We start from the raw sequence: 15,657 nt of genomic DNA on the forward strand, positions 1-15,657 counted from the left end.
CTAACATAGTAATCGCTGCACCAAAATGATTCGCAAAAGCGATAAAATTTCACCCCACTAATCGAGATATTTCCTAATCATGCCAGTGAATCAATATGAATAAATAAGCTTTAACGCTATGATGGCCAAAATATCTCTTAGCTGAAACTACCTGCAGGATATACGGGAATGTCTGAGTCGTTAGCCCAATATCAACAAGATTTACGCCGTTTTTCTGATGAATTAATTCGTATCCAAACCCCCATAAAAATCTTAGATGCCATTAAATGGCCAAGGGAAATGGAGGAACGTTTTCTCTCTAATAAAGGCACGGTATTACCGGCTATCACGCAAGACTTCTATCAAAAAATTGTCTTACCTTTTGACCCAGTAACAACGCAAGCAGAACTGCTATCTTTAAAACAAGATATCCATAGACGCATGGGTAAACGCGATAAGCTCGGTAAAATATTAGTCGCAAACGTCGACCAATATAGTCTTGTAGTGGATATGTTAGGTAATAGAGGTACGCCAATGTTTGGTAAGCTTAGCCAAGAATTGTATGGCAGTGCGAGCCACAGATTACACGGCGATCGCCACACACTGCGCCAGCTAGGTGATAAGCTCAGTTATATTTTCTCGCTGCCAGCGGCGAGACATATGAATAAACACCACCCTAAAATCATCAGTGCACCAGAAGCCGTTAACGTGCTCAGCCAACGCTTAGAGAAATACTTCCATAGCGATGATATGTGCGTGCGCCTCAGTGACGGTATTGTTTCTGATGCCGCCGTCGGTGGCGATACGGTTAAGCTCAATAGCAGAGCCATGTTCAGCGAGTCGGATCTGAATGTATATGAGGTTCATGAAGGCTGGGTACATGTTGGTACAACGCTCAATGGCCGAGCCCAGCCCCATGCCACTTGGTTAAGCGTGGGCTCTCCCCGCGTTGCAGCGACTCAAGAAGGTCTCGCTGTTTTGCTTGAGATGCTGACGCTCAGCTCAAATCCTGGTCGAGCTCGCCGAATTAGTGACCGAGTTGCGGCTGTCGATATGGCAGAAAATGGCGCGGACTTTATTGAAGTTTTTAATTATTTCAGAGAATTAAACTTAAGCGCAACGGATAGTTACCGTGTTACGCAAAGGGTCTTTCGCGGTGGTATGGTAGAAGGTGGCAGCTTTTTCACTAAAGATATTTCCTATGTACGTGGCTATGTGGAAAACATTAACTTTATCCGCAGCGCTATCACCTCAGGTCTTCCTGAGCTCATCCCTATGTTATTCCTAGGTAAATTAGCTATCGAAGATATTCCAGTGCTATACCAAGCCTGCCAAGAAGGGATTTTAACGACACCTAAATATCTACCGCCTATGTTTGATAACTTTAGCGGCCTTTATGCTTGGTTTGGTTTCGCCTCAGGATTATCCGGAATCGATTTGAAAGGCGTGCAACGTCACTTCACACGCTTATTTAAAGACCTACCTAATGTCGCTCCAGCCTTTGAATTACACGATGACACTGAGTTCGACAACAACTCGGATTAATACAGAAATATTATTGATATAAATAAAAAAGCTCACAATTATGTGAGCTTTTTTATAAAGATAATCGCTAATCTTCGATAGAAAACCCTTCACCATTGCATTCAAAATATAACTCCACTGGCAGGATAATTCGCTTTGCCGCATGCGTAGAAAATAAGGGCATTTCCACCCAATTTTTGAACTTGTACTTTTAAATCCTTTTTAAGATCGTTCAAACTAACCTGTTCAGCAGGATAAATTTGAGTACTGCAAAATGTAGCGGATACTTCACCTAAGCCCATAAACTTGTGCCTAGATATTTCCGCCTGAGAATAAACCTCAACAGTACTGGCAACTGCATTATTAAAGCTACAGCACCGCAATGTCACGCCTTACACGCTGTCAGTCGTGAGCAAAAGCAATAACACTCAGACTTTTATAAAACTCCATTTTATTCGCCACCAATCCTTAGAATAAAGAATCTACAAACTTGATTTAGCGGCTTCATCAGCGCGTTTTTTAATGAAGTATTCCCGCGTTAAACCAAAGACTACAGGGCTTAACAGTGCCAAGGCGATTAAGTTAGGGATAGCCATCATAGCGTTTAAGGTATCAGCCAGTAACCACACAAAATCTAGTGAACTAACGGCGCCTAAGGGTACAGCTATGGTCCACAGTAACCTAAAGGGCTTTACCGCTTTGATACCAAAGAGATATTGCACGCATTTCTCGCTGTAAAAACTCCAACCAATAATGGTGGTAAAGGCAAAAATAGACAAAGCAATAGCAACAATATAATTGCCCATAGGCAAAGCATGGGCGAAGGCGTATGAGGTTAACGCCGCGCCGTTTTCTCCTGAAGTCCAAGAGCCTGAAACCACAATCGCAAGCCCAGTAATAGAACAAACGACAATGGTATCGATAAACGTACCGAGCATAGCCACTAGCCCCTGCGCTACCGGGTTATTGGTTTGTGCGGCTGCATGGGCTATCGGCGCACTACCCAAACCAGCTTCATTAGAAAACACCCCTCGAGCCACACCAAAACGAATCGCCGCCCATACTGCTGCACCCGCAAAACCACCTTGGGCAGCAACGGGATTAAAAGCACTGTGAATAATTAAGGAAAATGCAGCAGGCACATCTTGAATATGCACTATCAACACACCTAAGCCGGCAGTAATGTAAAAAATCGTCATAAATGGCACTAACTTACCGGCGACCTCGGCAATACGCTTAATACCCCCCATCAACACTGCGCCCACTAGTAGCATCATCAACGCACCAGATACCCAAGCCGGTACGCCAAAATTACTGCTTAATGCCGCTGCAACTGAATTGGCCTGTACAGTATTACCAATACCAAATCCGGCAAGTGATCCAAAAATCGCAAACAAGGTACCCAACCACGCCCATTTTTTCCCGAGACCATTTTTAATGTAATACATAGGGCCACCGACATGGTTACCGTGAGCGTCGACTTCACGATACTTAACCGCCAGTACAGCCTCCGAATACTTAGTCGCCATGCCCACCAACGCAGTGCACCACATCCAAAATAAAGCGCCAGGACCGCCGACAAATATTGCAGTGGCTACTCCGGCAATATTACCCGTGCCAATAGTGGCAGAAAGCGATGTCATCAACGCATTAAACGGGCTCACATCCCCTTTTACGGTTTTATCTTTATCGGGAATGCGGCCAGACCAGAGTAACTTAAAACCTGTGCCTAATTTCAGAATAGGCATTAATCTCAGCCCAAGGGAAAGGAATAAACCCACGCCTAAGATCATCACCAACATAGGTGTACCCCAGACAAAGCCATTAACTAGGCTAACAAATTCCGTAATTGCTTCCATTCAAACCTCGTGATGACTTGTTATTGTTATTATTTATCTGGCTATACCGCATTAGATACGCAGTCTAATACCATTTATTAAAATATAATCTAACAGCCCAGGCTCAAATTACAACGAATTATTAACAATTAAAATTATAAATATTGAGATGATTTATGTCCTAAGAATTTTAAAGCGGTGTTGTGATTACGTGGTGATACATTGATTTACAACATAAATAAAAATGCCCTACCGTCTCCGATAAGGCATAGTCGATAAGGCGGATAAACTTAGGCGGGTTTCCACGCTAACTTTGGTAGCGCAGTTAAATCCAATTTATCGCCATGAGTGGCAATCGCAGTCGCTTGCGGTTTTGTCTTAGGTTCTTGATTAATGACCTCGACTAATCCGCGCTGTGCTTCAGGCTCTCCGTGGATTAAAATTAGTGGTGGTTGGCCTTCAAAATGTCGATACCAGCGTAATAATTCCGCTTGATCCGCATGGGCAGATAATCCACCTACTGTATGCAACTTAGCGGCTACTTTAATACTGTTGCCGTGGATGGTTAGCTCCTTCGCACCGTCGACTAAAGTCCGCCCCGGTGTTCCAATGGCTTGATAACCACAGATAATTACATCGCATTCTGGTCGCCATAGATTGTGCTCTAAGTGGCTACGAATACGCCCACCGTTACACATACCGCTACCTGCGATAATAATTAATCCTTTATGTACGTCATTTAATGCCATCGACTCTTCGGTCGTCTGGATAAACTCGACATTCGACAGCAAAGGGTGCTGTCCAGGATGCTGACGAGTAAAGCGTTTAAAATCTTCATCCATTAGTGGATAATTATTAACATAAACCCGAGTTGCCTCAATGGCCATAGGGCTATCTAAGCAAATTTTCCAACGGCCAAGATCCCATTCTTTTGCATATAAATGAAAAAGATATAATAGCTCCTGCGCTCGTCCAACGGAAAAAGCCGGTAACAAAATATTGCCTTGGCTTTCGTTAACTGTCTTAGCAAAAATCGCTTTTAGCTCAGCTAGGGTCTCAGTCCAACTGCGATGAAAACGGTTGCCATAGGTGCTTTCCATTAAGACTAAATCCGCCGTATCGACTAAGGTCGGATTACGTAAAATCGGCATACCTGCGCGGCCAAGATCGCCACTGAAAACTACTTTCTTCTGTGACTTACCCTCGCCTAACCACAGCTCAACTAAAGCAGAACCTAAAATATGCCCCGCATCTGAGAGACAAATATCAACATGCGGGATAACCCGAGTCACTTCGCCATATTCCAATGGTACAAATTGTTTTATGGCTTGTTCGGCATCTTCAACGGTGAACAAAGGCGCTAAAGGGTCAAGATCATGCTTAGCACGCTTTTTATTGACCCTTTCAGTATCACGGGTCTGTAGCATGGCCGCATCTTTGAGCATGATGGCGCACAGTTCAGCGGTAGCTTTATGGGTGTAGATGGGACCATCAAAACCCGATTTAACTAAAAGAGGTAAACGCCCAGAATGATCGATATGGGCGTGGCTCAGCACCACGGCAGATATAGACTCAGGATTAAAAGCGAAGGGGTCATGGTTACGCAGTTCGTCCGCTTTACCGCCTTGAATCAAACCACAATCAAGCAATAAGTGCTCATGGTCGACCGAAAGTAAATGGCACGAGCCCGTTACTTCCTCTGTCGCCCCTAAAAACTGCAATGTCATCCGCATAGTGTCACTCCGACTTGTTTGCCTCGTATAAAGATAGACTATGCCCTTATTCCTAAAACAAAAAGGATTAATTGGCCGCGTACAAACAATGTCAACTTTAGCCGTAATGCTTAAGCATCAATAACCTAGCAAAGGGTATAACTGACCTTGGCGCACTATTTTATCGGCATGTTCAATCGTGCCATCGCTTTGCCATTGCTTAAGTAAAAATTGCACTGGGGACTTAACCTCAGCGGCAGTCATTCCCGCGAGAATACTTGGGTTATAGAGTAGTTTTAGTAGAATAAAATCAAGCCCAGTGAGTAAATCTTGCGGGGTTTTATCATTAAAGATAGAGGGAAACACTTTTTCGGAATCATTAGGCAATCCGAGCACTTGGGTTATTTCTTCAACCACGCAAGCCACTAACTTACCGTGCATTTGCGCCTGATCCACAGGAATAATGACCCATGCACGTTCAATTTCACTCTTTGAGTTGAGGGCGAACTTGCCCATACAAACAGAACCATGAACATTTTGCGCTGACTTGACGCCCATCAAACGCGTCACCTCGCTTGCCCACAAGGATTGGCGGGTAAATACTAAATGGAGGTTCGCATCAGCGAGCGTATCCACCAGTTGCATATCATGGCCCGTAATCTCAGCTAAATGCGTTAGCTGCATCTGCACCAATTGTGTGTGCAGTGCCCTATCACCCACTTGATGTTCGATAAACACTCGCACAGGTATGCGCCATTTACGTATCCGATGCCTAGCTTTGTCATACTCATTTTTAAGCGCCACTTCATTGAATGCTTGGCTGATATAGATTGAGCTTTGCCAAGCCGCGGGCTTAGCAGCATGACTCAAAACTGGAGTTGTTTGTGCAGCAAACACAGAGAATGTTGAGCAATATAGGCTTAAGCACAAGCTTAGATATAGGCCTAAATTTAACGACGTCCGCACAGTTGCCCTCGAATATTCATCATAGTTAGGCCCCAATAAATTGATGTTAGATTATATTCTTTTATTTTATGGCAGTTAATTTTGACTTATGCGGTAATAGCGCCATTGTCAAAAATGGAGACCGACAATGGCGTATATAGTTAGCCCCTATTATTACTAACACTATCACTGTATAGCAAACGGGCCAGTAATGCGTCTTAGCAAATCAGTTTGCAACTTAATCCCTTAACCATCCTTCAACTTCGTCACGGGTTGGTACTGAGCCACTGTGGATAAGCTCATCATCAATGATTACCGCAGGGGTTTTCATTACGTTAAATTTCAATAAACTTTGAGGATCGGTGTCTTTTTTTACTATCGCGTCTATGCCCATTTCTTCTGATATGTCAGCAATCATCTCGGCAGTTTGGCTACACTTAGCGCAGCCACTACCTAATACTTTGATTTTTTTCATGTTACTTCCTTATAAATACGGTGCTGCAAAATTAAAAATCCAACCTACTAACGTAAATGCCATTAATAGTACAACCAACAGCACCGCCAAAAGGCGCCACTGCATCACTTGTTTAAGTAAAATAAATTCTGGGAAACTGGCAGCGACGGTACTCATACAAAATGCCAGCGTGGTACCAATGGGTAAGCCATTTGCTAACAAGCTCTCCATCACAGGAATAATGCCCGTTGCATTAGAATACAAAGGAATACCGATTAGCACTGCCACAGGTACAGACCACCACTGACCTTGGCCTAAATGGGTTTCGACCCATCCCTCGGGTACAAAACCATGCAAGGCAGCGCCAAGACCTACGCCGATAACGACCCACTTCCATACGCGACTAAAAATCTCAACTGCCTCCGTTTTAGCAAAGGCATGACGCTCGGAAAAGGATAAAACACGGTCTGGAATAGAGGCATCGTTCGATAGCGCCATCTGCCGTCCACGGGCTAGGGCCTCTGCAGCGAAAGATTGTAACCAACGTTCAGCCTTCATCGCATCTAACAACAACCCGCTGACTATGCCCACTGTCATACCAACGACAACATATAGCAAGGTAAACTTCCAGCCTAACAAACTCATAAGCAGTAATACGGCGACTTCATTGATCAACGGCGATGTGATCAAAAATGCCATCGTGATACCTAGTGGAATACCCGCCGAGGTAAAACCTAAAAAAACTGGGATGCTCGAGCAAGAACAAAAAGGGGTAATCGCGCCAAAAATCGACCCCAGAAAATAACCTAAGCCCCTATTTTTACTGGCTAAATAATCCCGAACACACTCAACATCTAGGGAAGCACGTAGTAGTGCAATGAGATAAATCATCACCACCAGTAATACGAAAATTTTACTGACATCTTCAACAAAAAAATGCACCGCTGCGCCCAAGGCTGAATCAGCCTTTAGAGCGAACACGCCATACACTAGCCAAGTTGCAAATTCAGTAAACATTTGGAACATATTGATCCTTAATAAAATTATTGTTCCTTAATAAAATATTAGCTTACTTCACTATTGCTTAGAATTGACCGCTTAAAATTGCCCCCTTAAGATTAACCTCGCCAAAGTACGCCCGTGACTTACTGGTGACTAAGTCACTAAACACCCTATCGTACTCACCACAATGACCAAGGCTACTGTATAAATTTAGCCCAATAAAACCATAACGACTGCGACCGAAAGCGCAAAATAAGAGGAATGGATCATGATCACGACAACCAGCATAAATGGATAATTTTAGGCTGTATGGAAGAGATAGATTAAGCTTTTGAAACTGTAAAAACGCTAAATCATAGATAAAGAATTTGATTAGAAATAACAGCTACGTGGCGCTATTGGCGGGGGATTTTGGTAACAATTAAGAGAATAACCTCCCAGCAGAGTGAGAAATGATGAGCGCATTATCACAGGATAAACAGCTCATTTATAGTACGGCTAACCGTCTGCGATATGCAGCACGGTTAGCCGTTTCAGCGTATTTACTTCGGTATGTCACTTAGCGGAATACCTAGCGCTTTAGCGATACCCGTACCGTAGGCGGGGTCTGCTTTAAAACAGTTGCCAATATGACGGATTTGAATTTCTCTTGGTGCATCACCAATAGCGCGAGCCGTATTTTCAAACAATACTTGCTGCTGTTCTGGCGACATTAAGCGGAACAACGCACCAGGCTGCGAGTAATAATCCGCATCCTCACGGTGATCCCAGTGAGCAGCAGCACCCGATAGGTCTAGCGGTGGCTCGCTAAAATCCGGTTGTTCTTGCCATTCCCCATAACTATTAGGTTCATAACCCAGTGTACTGCCGTGGTTGCCATCGACACGCATAGCACCATCACGGTGATAGCTACTAACAGGGCAACGAGCCGCATTAACAGGTACTAAATGATGGTTTACACCCAAACGATAACGCTGGGCATCGCCATAAGAGAACAAACGCCCTTGCAGCATTTTATCGGGCGAAAAACCGATGCCTGGTACAATGTTAGCGGGGTTAAATGCGGCTTGTTCAACTTCAGCAAAATAGTTATCTGGGTTACGGTTAAACTCGATTTCACCGACCTCAATTAAAGGGTAATCGCCGTGCGGCCACACTTTAGTTAAATCAAATGGGTTGTATGGTACGGTAGCCGCATCTTTCTCTGGCATGACTTGCACATACAAGGTCCATTTCGGAAACTCACCGCGCTCAATCGCTTCATACAAATCGCGTTGATGAGTTTCGCGACATTCGCCCGCTGCTTTTGTGGCTTCAGCATCGGTCATATTCTTAATGCCTTGCTGAGTACGCCAGTGGAATTTCACCCAAAAGCGCTCATTATTGTCATTGATAAAGCTAAAAGTATGCGAGCCAAAACCGTGCATATGGCGATAGCTGCTAGGGATACCGCGGTCACTCATCACCACTGTTACTTGATGCAGTGCCTCTGGTAACGATGTCCAAAAATCCCAGTTATTTTTTGCACTACGCATATTGGTGCGTGGATCGCGTTTTACAGCATGATTAAGATCGGGAAATTTTAGCGGATCACGTAAAAAGAAAACTGGCGTGTTATTACCCACTAAATCCCAGTTGCCTTCTTCTGTATAAAATTTCAGGGCAAAACCACGAATATCACGCTCAGCATCGGCGGCGCCGCGCTCGCCAGCAACGGTAGACATACGGCTAAATAGTGCGGTCTTTTTACCGACTTGGCTAAATAACTTGGCGCGTGTGTATTGGGTAATATCCTTGGTGACGGTAAAAGTGCCATAAGCGCCAGAACCTTTGGCGTGCATACGTCTTTCAGGGATTACTTCTCGGTCAAAATGCGCCAGTTTTTCCAGAAACCAAACATCCTGCAATAGCTGCGGACCGCGTGGCCCGGCCGTCATAACGTTCTGGTTATGCGCAACAGGACAACCAGCATTAGTGGTTAATTTTTTCTTGTCAGTCATGATTTTCTCCTGTGGGGTGGTACATCTTGGCTAAGTTTTTTTGGAGCGGTGTTAATCCGTCCTAAGTGCTCACCGCAAACCAGTTGAACTCACTGTTTTAATTGAAAAATAACACTAGCTACAATGACAAGCCTCAGTTTTTGATAAAACGGACTCTCTGCTTTGATTCGCTGTAATAGATATCAAACGTCAACTTTGAAGGGGTATTTATGCGAGATATAAATAACCATTAATATAAACAATAACGTTCATAGCCCTATTTCGCTACACACTTATTTACTGAGTTAGTTATCCTGCGATGGTTATTTCGCAAGATAGCGGCGATCAATATGCACCACCTGTAGACAATTCATATCTTTTTTAATGAGTTATGTGAAGGTCGTCCATAATTCACAGCCCCTTTACCTAGATTAACGTTTGATTTAGCTGACAGTGCTAGGGTTAAACTGCCGCCCCTTAAAGCCCACGCTGCCATTCTTGTCTTAAGGGAATGCTGAGTGGTGTATTAATGGCAAGTTCGACCTGAGCCAGTAATTTCGCCTTGTCCTTACCGAGCACGCCTTTGAGCACTAAATAATTGGAGGCATGGTCTGATCTAAAAATCGTCTGTTCTAATTCTAAATGACTGAGCAGAGTATGCATTTCTTGGAACAAGCCCTGTTGATCTGGCAACTGAAATTTACCGCCAAATACTGCGTCCATTCGCTCTGTGCCTAGTGGTAAAGTGACCACTAAGGTAGAAAGATAATCCGGCTGAGCAGCATTCATTAGCTTAGCTGAATTAATCGCATGTTGATGGGATAACTCAATGCCGCCTAAGCCATTGAGGATCATTACCGATGACTTCATCCCCGCCGCACGTAACTTAAGTAATGCCGCGAGTGATGACTCAAAAGTTTCACCTTTTTGGATTTTATCTAGCACTAGATCATCGCCACTTTCACAGCCAATATAGAGTAAAGACAGCCCACGCTCGCGTAGACGTGCAAGTTGTTCTGGGGTTTTATTATTCAGATTACGCGGCAAACAATAACTGCTAATACGCGTAACCTGCGGCAAGTGAGTGTTGATCAACTCACAAATAGCTTCGAGGCGAGCAAAGGGCAAGCTCATGGCATCGCCGTCGGCCAAAAATATCCGCGAAACGGGGGCGCCAGAACGTGCCACGGCCAGAATATCCTGTTCAACCTTGTCAAACTTTTGCGCTCGAAAGGCTTTTTGCGGTTGGGTATACATGTCACAAAAGCTGCATTGGTTCCAACTGCAACCATTAGTCACTTGCAGTATCAATGACTTCCATTCAGATGGAGGTCTAAATACTGGCTCAATATAGTTAATCAACACTGCAAGTTCCTTATATTTTTATCGCATGGTTAAACAATGATTTGGTGATAGGTTTCCACATGGAAGGATTCAACCAACTCGGGCATAATTTGGTGAAAATAGTGCTGAATCGCGTCTTTAGCGCAGTGCTCATCAAAAGCAGCAATATCGACAAACTTTTCTACAAACGTCATGCGGCGTGGTTCATCACGGCTCACATTGAGCTCGTAACGAATACAACCCGCTTCGCGGCGCGTGTCAGGTATAAGGCTCGCGAGCGCCGCTATCAGCGCTTCGGTTTTACCCTCTTTAGCCAAAAAACTCGCCACGCAGACAATTTGCTGTTGATTGATTTTATAATCCGTTGAAGTCGACATCTCGGTTCCTTATTGGGTTTAACGTTGAATGCTTAGCGCATAGCTTATGTTGATAGCTCATATTGATAGCTGACTTAAATACCTTGATAGCGCATATCTAAATGGGGGATACCATCTTCTAAATACATTTGCGAGCAGGCTTTAAACCCCAGCTTTTGATAGAAAGCTTTAAGGTAATCTTGGGCACCAATTTGAATACCCGCATCGGGCCAAGTCGCCAGTGCCGATTCGATGGAGTGTTGCATTAAAGGCATAGCCAGCCCTTTACCTCGCGCTGATGGCGATACTACCACGCGGCCAATACTCGCCTCAGGATAACTCAGCCCCGGCGGTAAAATGCGCGCGTAACTAAGGAGTTCACCCGCTGGCGACAAGCCAATTAAATGCTGGGTTTGTGGGTGCCTATCCTTATCATCAAGCTCAGGGTACGCGCAGGCCTGCTCCACCACAAACACATCAACTCTTAGTTTTAATATGTCGTATAGCGTATTAGCATTTAATTGATTAAATGTAAGATTTTGCCACTGCAAGCGTTTACCCTCCGCACATCATTGAAAAATGACCTTGAGTCTACCACAGCATAAAGACCATGAAAAAGCGCCTTAATCCACTAGGACTGAGGCGCAAAACTTGTTGAATGGATTAAATAAATTTGGGGGATTTATGCTATTCAACAAGATCAACTAACAACTTCGTCTTTATTCGACCATAGCATCGTGGGATGCAGGTTCTGTGGGTTTACGAATGAGCAATACCGCAAATACGGCAATGAGTAATAGCGCGCCCATAATATAGAACACATCGTTATAGGCCTGAATATAGGCTTGCTGGCTCATGGTTTTAGCTAATAAGGCTTTTGCTTGTAAAGCCGCAGTGTAAGGGTCTGAACCTCCCGCTTGCAACATACTAGCGCTTTGAGCTAAATAATCCTGCGCTTGTGTGCTCACTGCGGGTAAAGATTCTTTAATATGCGCCAAATGTGCGCGCGACAAGGTATCAGACAGGGTCGCAACTAACGCAATACCAAAAGCGCCACCTAAGTTACGCATCACATTTAATACCGTTGATGCCGAGGCATTTTCATGGGGTTTTAAATGCATGGTCGCGAGCATCCCAATCGGCACTAAGATAAACGGCTGGCCCAGAGCTCGTACTATTTGCGAGGCGATCATCTGCGGGCCGGCATAATCTGCGGTCATCTGACTATTCATGTAATAGCTAATGGCGAACATTAAAAAACCAAACGCGGCAAGATAACGGCTATCGAAACGCTCCATTAATTTGGGCACTAAGGGCAAGACTAATAACTGCGGAAATCCCATCCACATAATTACGCCACCGATTTCTAACGGGGTGTAATCATGCACTTGCGATAGATACAGCGGGATTAAATAGATAGCACCAAACAGTGCCGTACCAAGTAAAAAATAGGCCACGGTGGAGAGCAAAAAGTCACGCTTACCGAGTAGACGCAAATTGACTAATGGCTCTTTACGCCTTAGCTGGATCCACACAAACAACACTATATTAATAGCGGCAATAATCGTTAAATTACGAATAAGCTCCGAGCCAAACCAGTCTTTACGGTTACCTTCTTCGAGCACTACTTCAAGGCAACCCATGCCTAATGCCATAGTGACGATGCCCGCTAAATCGACATTTTTCAGTTTATCCCAAACAACCGATTTTTTTTCTAAACCGTAGGCCAACATCGCCATCACCAACAAACCTGGTGGCACGTTGATATAAAACAGATAATGCCAGCTAAATTGCTCGGTCAACCACCCGCCTAAGGTCGGGCCGATTGAAGGGGCAAAGGTAGCGGTAACACCAAATAACGCCATGCCGACGGCACGTTTGTTATCGGGTAAAAACTCCAGAATCAGCCTAAAAGCCAGCGGAATAAGCGCGCCACCAAAGAAACCTTGCAGCGCCCGAAAGGCGATCATCGCCTCTAAATTCCACGCTAAAGAGCATAAAATTGAAGCAAAAATAAAAGCGGCGGTAGTCCACAGTAAATAACGTCTGACCGACAATCCAGTACTGAGCCAACCCGAGAGCGGGATAGCAATCATTTCAGCCACCAGATACGCGGTTGAAATCCAACTGCCTTCTTCGAGTGTTGCGCCTAGGCTGCCTTGAATTTCCTTCAACGATGCGTTGGTAATTTGGATATCGAGGATCGCCATAAAGGCGCCAATCAAACCACCAAATACAGCAATCCATGAGCGGCGACTACCGCGCTCATAATCAACAGGCTTAGGTATATCAACAGGCGCAGCGATAGAGCCAGTAGCGCTCATTTTAACGACCTGTATTTGTAGCGATTGCCGATGTAACTGGGCCTGACGCCGTATCCACTTTCACGACCGCACTTAACCCCGGTAGCACATGCGTTTCTTCCGCAGACAAGTCTAAGCGAATACGCACAGGAATACGTTGCACGATTTTAGTAAAGTTACCGGTGGCGTTTTCTGCTGGCAATAAACTAAATTTGGAGCCGGATGCTGGTGACAGACTGTCGATAACACCGATGAAGGTTTTATCAGGAAACGCATCAAGACTGACCTGTACCGACTGCCCTGCTTGCATATGTTGGATTTGGGTCTCTTTAAAATTCGCCGTGATCCACACAACCCCATCCGGAACCAAACTATACAGTGCTTGGCCGGGCTGCACATATTGCCCCACCATAGCGCCACGTTTACCAATCACCCCAGAAAATGGCGCGGTAATGCGAGTATCATTTAATTGGATTTTCGCCAGTTCTAAGGTGGCATTAGCCTGTTCAACCACAGAGTCCACTTGATTTAACTGGGCATTAAAAACCGCTAACTCACGTTGTTTTGCCACCAGCACGGCTTTAGCTTCATCGAGGCGGGCAGCAGCAGAATCAAATCCGGCTTGCAGCTGGTCAACATCATCTTGGGAGCTGTAATTACTGATTTTAAGCTTTTGCGAACGGCTCAATTGTTGCTGTGCCCGTATTTTATCGGACTGAGCTGCCACAACACCCGCACTGGCTTGGGTGATTAACGCACGTTGCAGCTCAACCTTAGCAGCTAAGGTTTGCAGGTCCGCCTTTGAACTGGCAAGTGATGCTTCGGCCTGGCTCACTTTAGCAGTAAATTGGTTATCTTCGAGCTGCGCTAATAGCTCACCCTTTCGCACATGTTGGTTATCGGTTACGCCACTTAACACCACGTAACCAGGCACTTTCACACTAACATGGGAAATATCCGCATCGACATAGGCGTTATCTGTGGTTTCAAGAAAACGAACCTGTGTCCACCAGTAATAACCGCACGCCGCAACTGCGACAAGTAATAGTGGGGCGGCGATAATGAGTTTACTTTTGGACATGAATGGCTCCTTGATTAGTGATATCTAGTGTACTACTGTCTCACTAAGTTTATTAGTCAGTAAGAAATCAACTCACTGTTTCACAGGTGTAACAATGATAGACCTCAATCGTGTGCAAATTTTCGCTCAAGTGGTCGAGCAAGGCAGCTTTACTGGCGCCGCAAAGGCCCTTGGGATCACTAAAGCTACCGTCAGTCGTAAAATTGCTGAACTCGAGGCCGATACTGGTACACAACTGCTATTTCGTACTACTAGAGCCCTAAAACTCACCGAGGCGGGTTCAAGTTATTACAATCGTATTAATAAGATCCTTACCGATTTGCAAAGCGCCGAACATCAACTCAGCGACCAACAAAAATTGATCAAAGGTAATCTTAAAATTGTCTGCCCGATTGAGTTAGGTCAACTGTTTTTAGGGCCAATTTTCGCCCAGTTTTTAACACGTTATCCTGATATTACTATAGACGCCGAGCTGACAAATCGTAAAGTCGATGCAATAGAAGAAGGTATCGATTTGTTATTTCAAATTGCCGATTCAAGCGATACGCGCCTGCAAAGCTATGCCTTAGTTAATGCCCATAAATCACTCATGGCAAGCCCAGCTTATTTAGCCCAGCACGGCACCCCCAAAGTGCCACAGGACTTAACCCTGCATAAAGCTATCCGTTTGCAGTCGGCGCACATTGAAGGAGCATGGAAGTTATTCGATGGTAAAAGTTGGATTATTGCTGAGCCCATGACGCAACTGACGGTCAACAATGTCACTCTAGCCCGCGAGGCCGCCATCGCAGGGCTGGGGATAACTGCTGTGCCCTCAATCATCGCTCAAGTCGCATTAGAAAAAGGCTACTTAATCCCGCTACTTGATGACTATCCTATGGTCCAAACTAAGGTCGTGCTCAGCTACCCACAACGGGCATATTTACCGCGAAAATACCGCGTCTTTATTGAATTTATCTATGCTGCTTTATTTAAGCGTTGGGGATCACAAGTATTAGAGGTACCCGATTTTATCGGCCAAACCGATGCTAGCATGTAAAAACTTAACCGTTATTGGTAACAATTATAACTTTTCGGGCTTTAAAACACGGAATAGCTCAAGCTCATAATTGCCTTAATCCACAAGCCACTATAAGCTTA

At 44.7% G+C, this 15,657-nt stretch carries 13 protein-coding genes; 2 read left to right on the top strand and 11 right to left on the bottom strand.

What is annotated here, in order from left to right; all coding sequences use genetic code 11:
- Positions 1-168: 168 nt before the first annotated feature.
- A complete protein-coding gene (locus tag BW947_RS08815; RefSeq protein ID WP_076498598.1) occupies positions 169-1,524 on the top strand; it encodes a flavohemoglobin expression-modulating QEGLA motif protein in 1,356 nt (451 codons plus the stop codon).
- A 461-nt stretch (positions 1,525-1,985) separates the two neighbouring features.
- On the opposite strand, the gene BW947_RS08825 is transcribed toward BW947_RS08815, so the two are convergent.
- The 11 genes from BW947_RS08825 to BW947_RS08875 form a co-directional block, all read right to left on the bottom strand.
- The gene (locus tag BW947_RS08825; protein WP_076498604.1) at positions 1,986-3,362 is read right to left on the bottom strand and encodes an alanine/glycine:cation symporter family protein; all 1,377 of its coding nucleotides are present in this window, start codon (positions 3,360-3,362) and stop codon (positions 1,986-1,988) included.
- Between the two features lie 269 nt (positions 3,363-3,631).
- Positions 3,632-5,074 carry an MBL fold metallo-hydrolase RNA specificity domain-containing protein gene (locus BW947_RS08830; protein WP_076498607.1) on the bottom strand — a complete coding sequence of 481 codons (1,443 nt, stop codon included), beginning with the start codon at positions 5,072-5,074 and terminating at the stop codon, positions 3,632-3,634.
- Positions 5,075-5,191: 117 nt separating this feature from the next.
- Positions 5,192-5,950, bottom strand: a complete 759-nt coding sequence (locus BW947_RS08835) for a DUF2927 domain-containing protein (RefSeq protein WP_258866536.1) — start codon at positions 5,948-5,950, stop codon at positions 5,192-5,194.
- Positions 5,951-6,236: 286 nt separating this feature from the next.
- On the bottom strand, positions 6,237-6,473 hold the full coding sequence (locus BW947_RS08840) for a thioredoxin family protein (RefSeq protein WP_076498612.1): 237 nt from the start codon (positions 6,471-6,473) through the stop codon (positions 6,237-6,239).
- A 9-nt stretch (positions 6,474-6,482) separates the two neighbouring features.
- Entirely contained in the window at positions 6,483-7,478 is a 996-nt protein-coding gene (locus BW947_RS08845; protein WP_076498614.1) for a permease, read from the bottom strand.
- Between the two features lie 518 nt (positions 7,479-7,996).
- Positions 7,997-9,454, bottom strand: a complete 1,458-nt coding sequence (locus tag BW947_RS08850) for a catalase (RefSeq protein ID WP_076498617.1) — start codon at positions 9,452-9,454, stop codon at positions 7,997-7,999.
- A gap of 456 nt (positions 9,455-9,910) precedes the next feature.
- Positions 9,911-10,798: a radical SAM protein gene (locus BW947_RS08855; protein ID WP_076498619.1), complete on the bottom strand. Its 888-nt coding sequence runs from the start codon at positions 10,796-10,798 to the stop codon at positions 9,911-9,913.
- A 29-nt stretch (positions 10,799-10,827) separates the two neighbouring features.
- Entirely contained in the window at positions 10,828-11,154 is a 327-nt protein-coding gene (locus BW947_RS08860; RefSeq protein ID WP_076498622.1) for a putative quinol monooxygenase, read from the bottom strand.
- Positions 11,155-11,228: 74 nt separating this feature from the next.
- A complete protein-coding gene (locus BW947_RS08865) occupies positions 11,229-11,684 on the bottom strand; it encodes a GNAT family N-acetyltransferase (protein ID WP_076498624.1) in 456 nt (151 codons plus the stop codon).
- Positions 11,685-11,852: 168 nt separating this feature from the next.
- Positions 11,853-13,457, bottom strand: coding sequence for a DHA2 family efflux MFS transporter permease subunit (locus BW947_RS08870; protein WP_076498626.1), 1,605 nt, complete (start codon positions 13,455-13,457; stop codon positions 11,853-11,855).
- A gap of 1 nt (position 13,458) precedes the next feature.
- Complete coding sequence (locus BW947_RS08875; protein WP_076498629.1) at positions 13,459-14,517, bottom strand: HlyD family secretion protein; 1,059 nt, start codon at positions 14,515-14,517, stop codon at positions 13,459-13,461.
- A 94-nt stretch (positions 14,518-14,611) separates the two neighbouring features.
- Between BW947_RS08875 and BW947_RS08880 the strand changes: the two genes are divergently transcribed.
- Positions 14,612-15,556, top strand: coding sequence for a LysR family transcriptional regulator (locus BW947_RS08880; RefSeq protein WP_076498632.1), 945 nt, complete (start codon positions 14,612-14,614; stop codon positions 15,554-15,556).
- Positions 15,557-15,657 lie beyond the last annotated feature (101 nt).

It is taken from the genome of Shewanella morhuae, assembly GCF_900156405.1.
Lineage (GTDB): Bacteria > Pseudomonadota > Gammaproteobacteria > Enterobacterales > Shewanellaceae > Shewanella > Shewanella morhuae.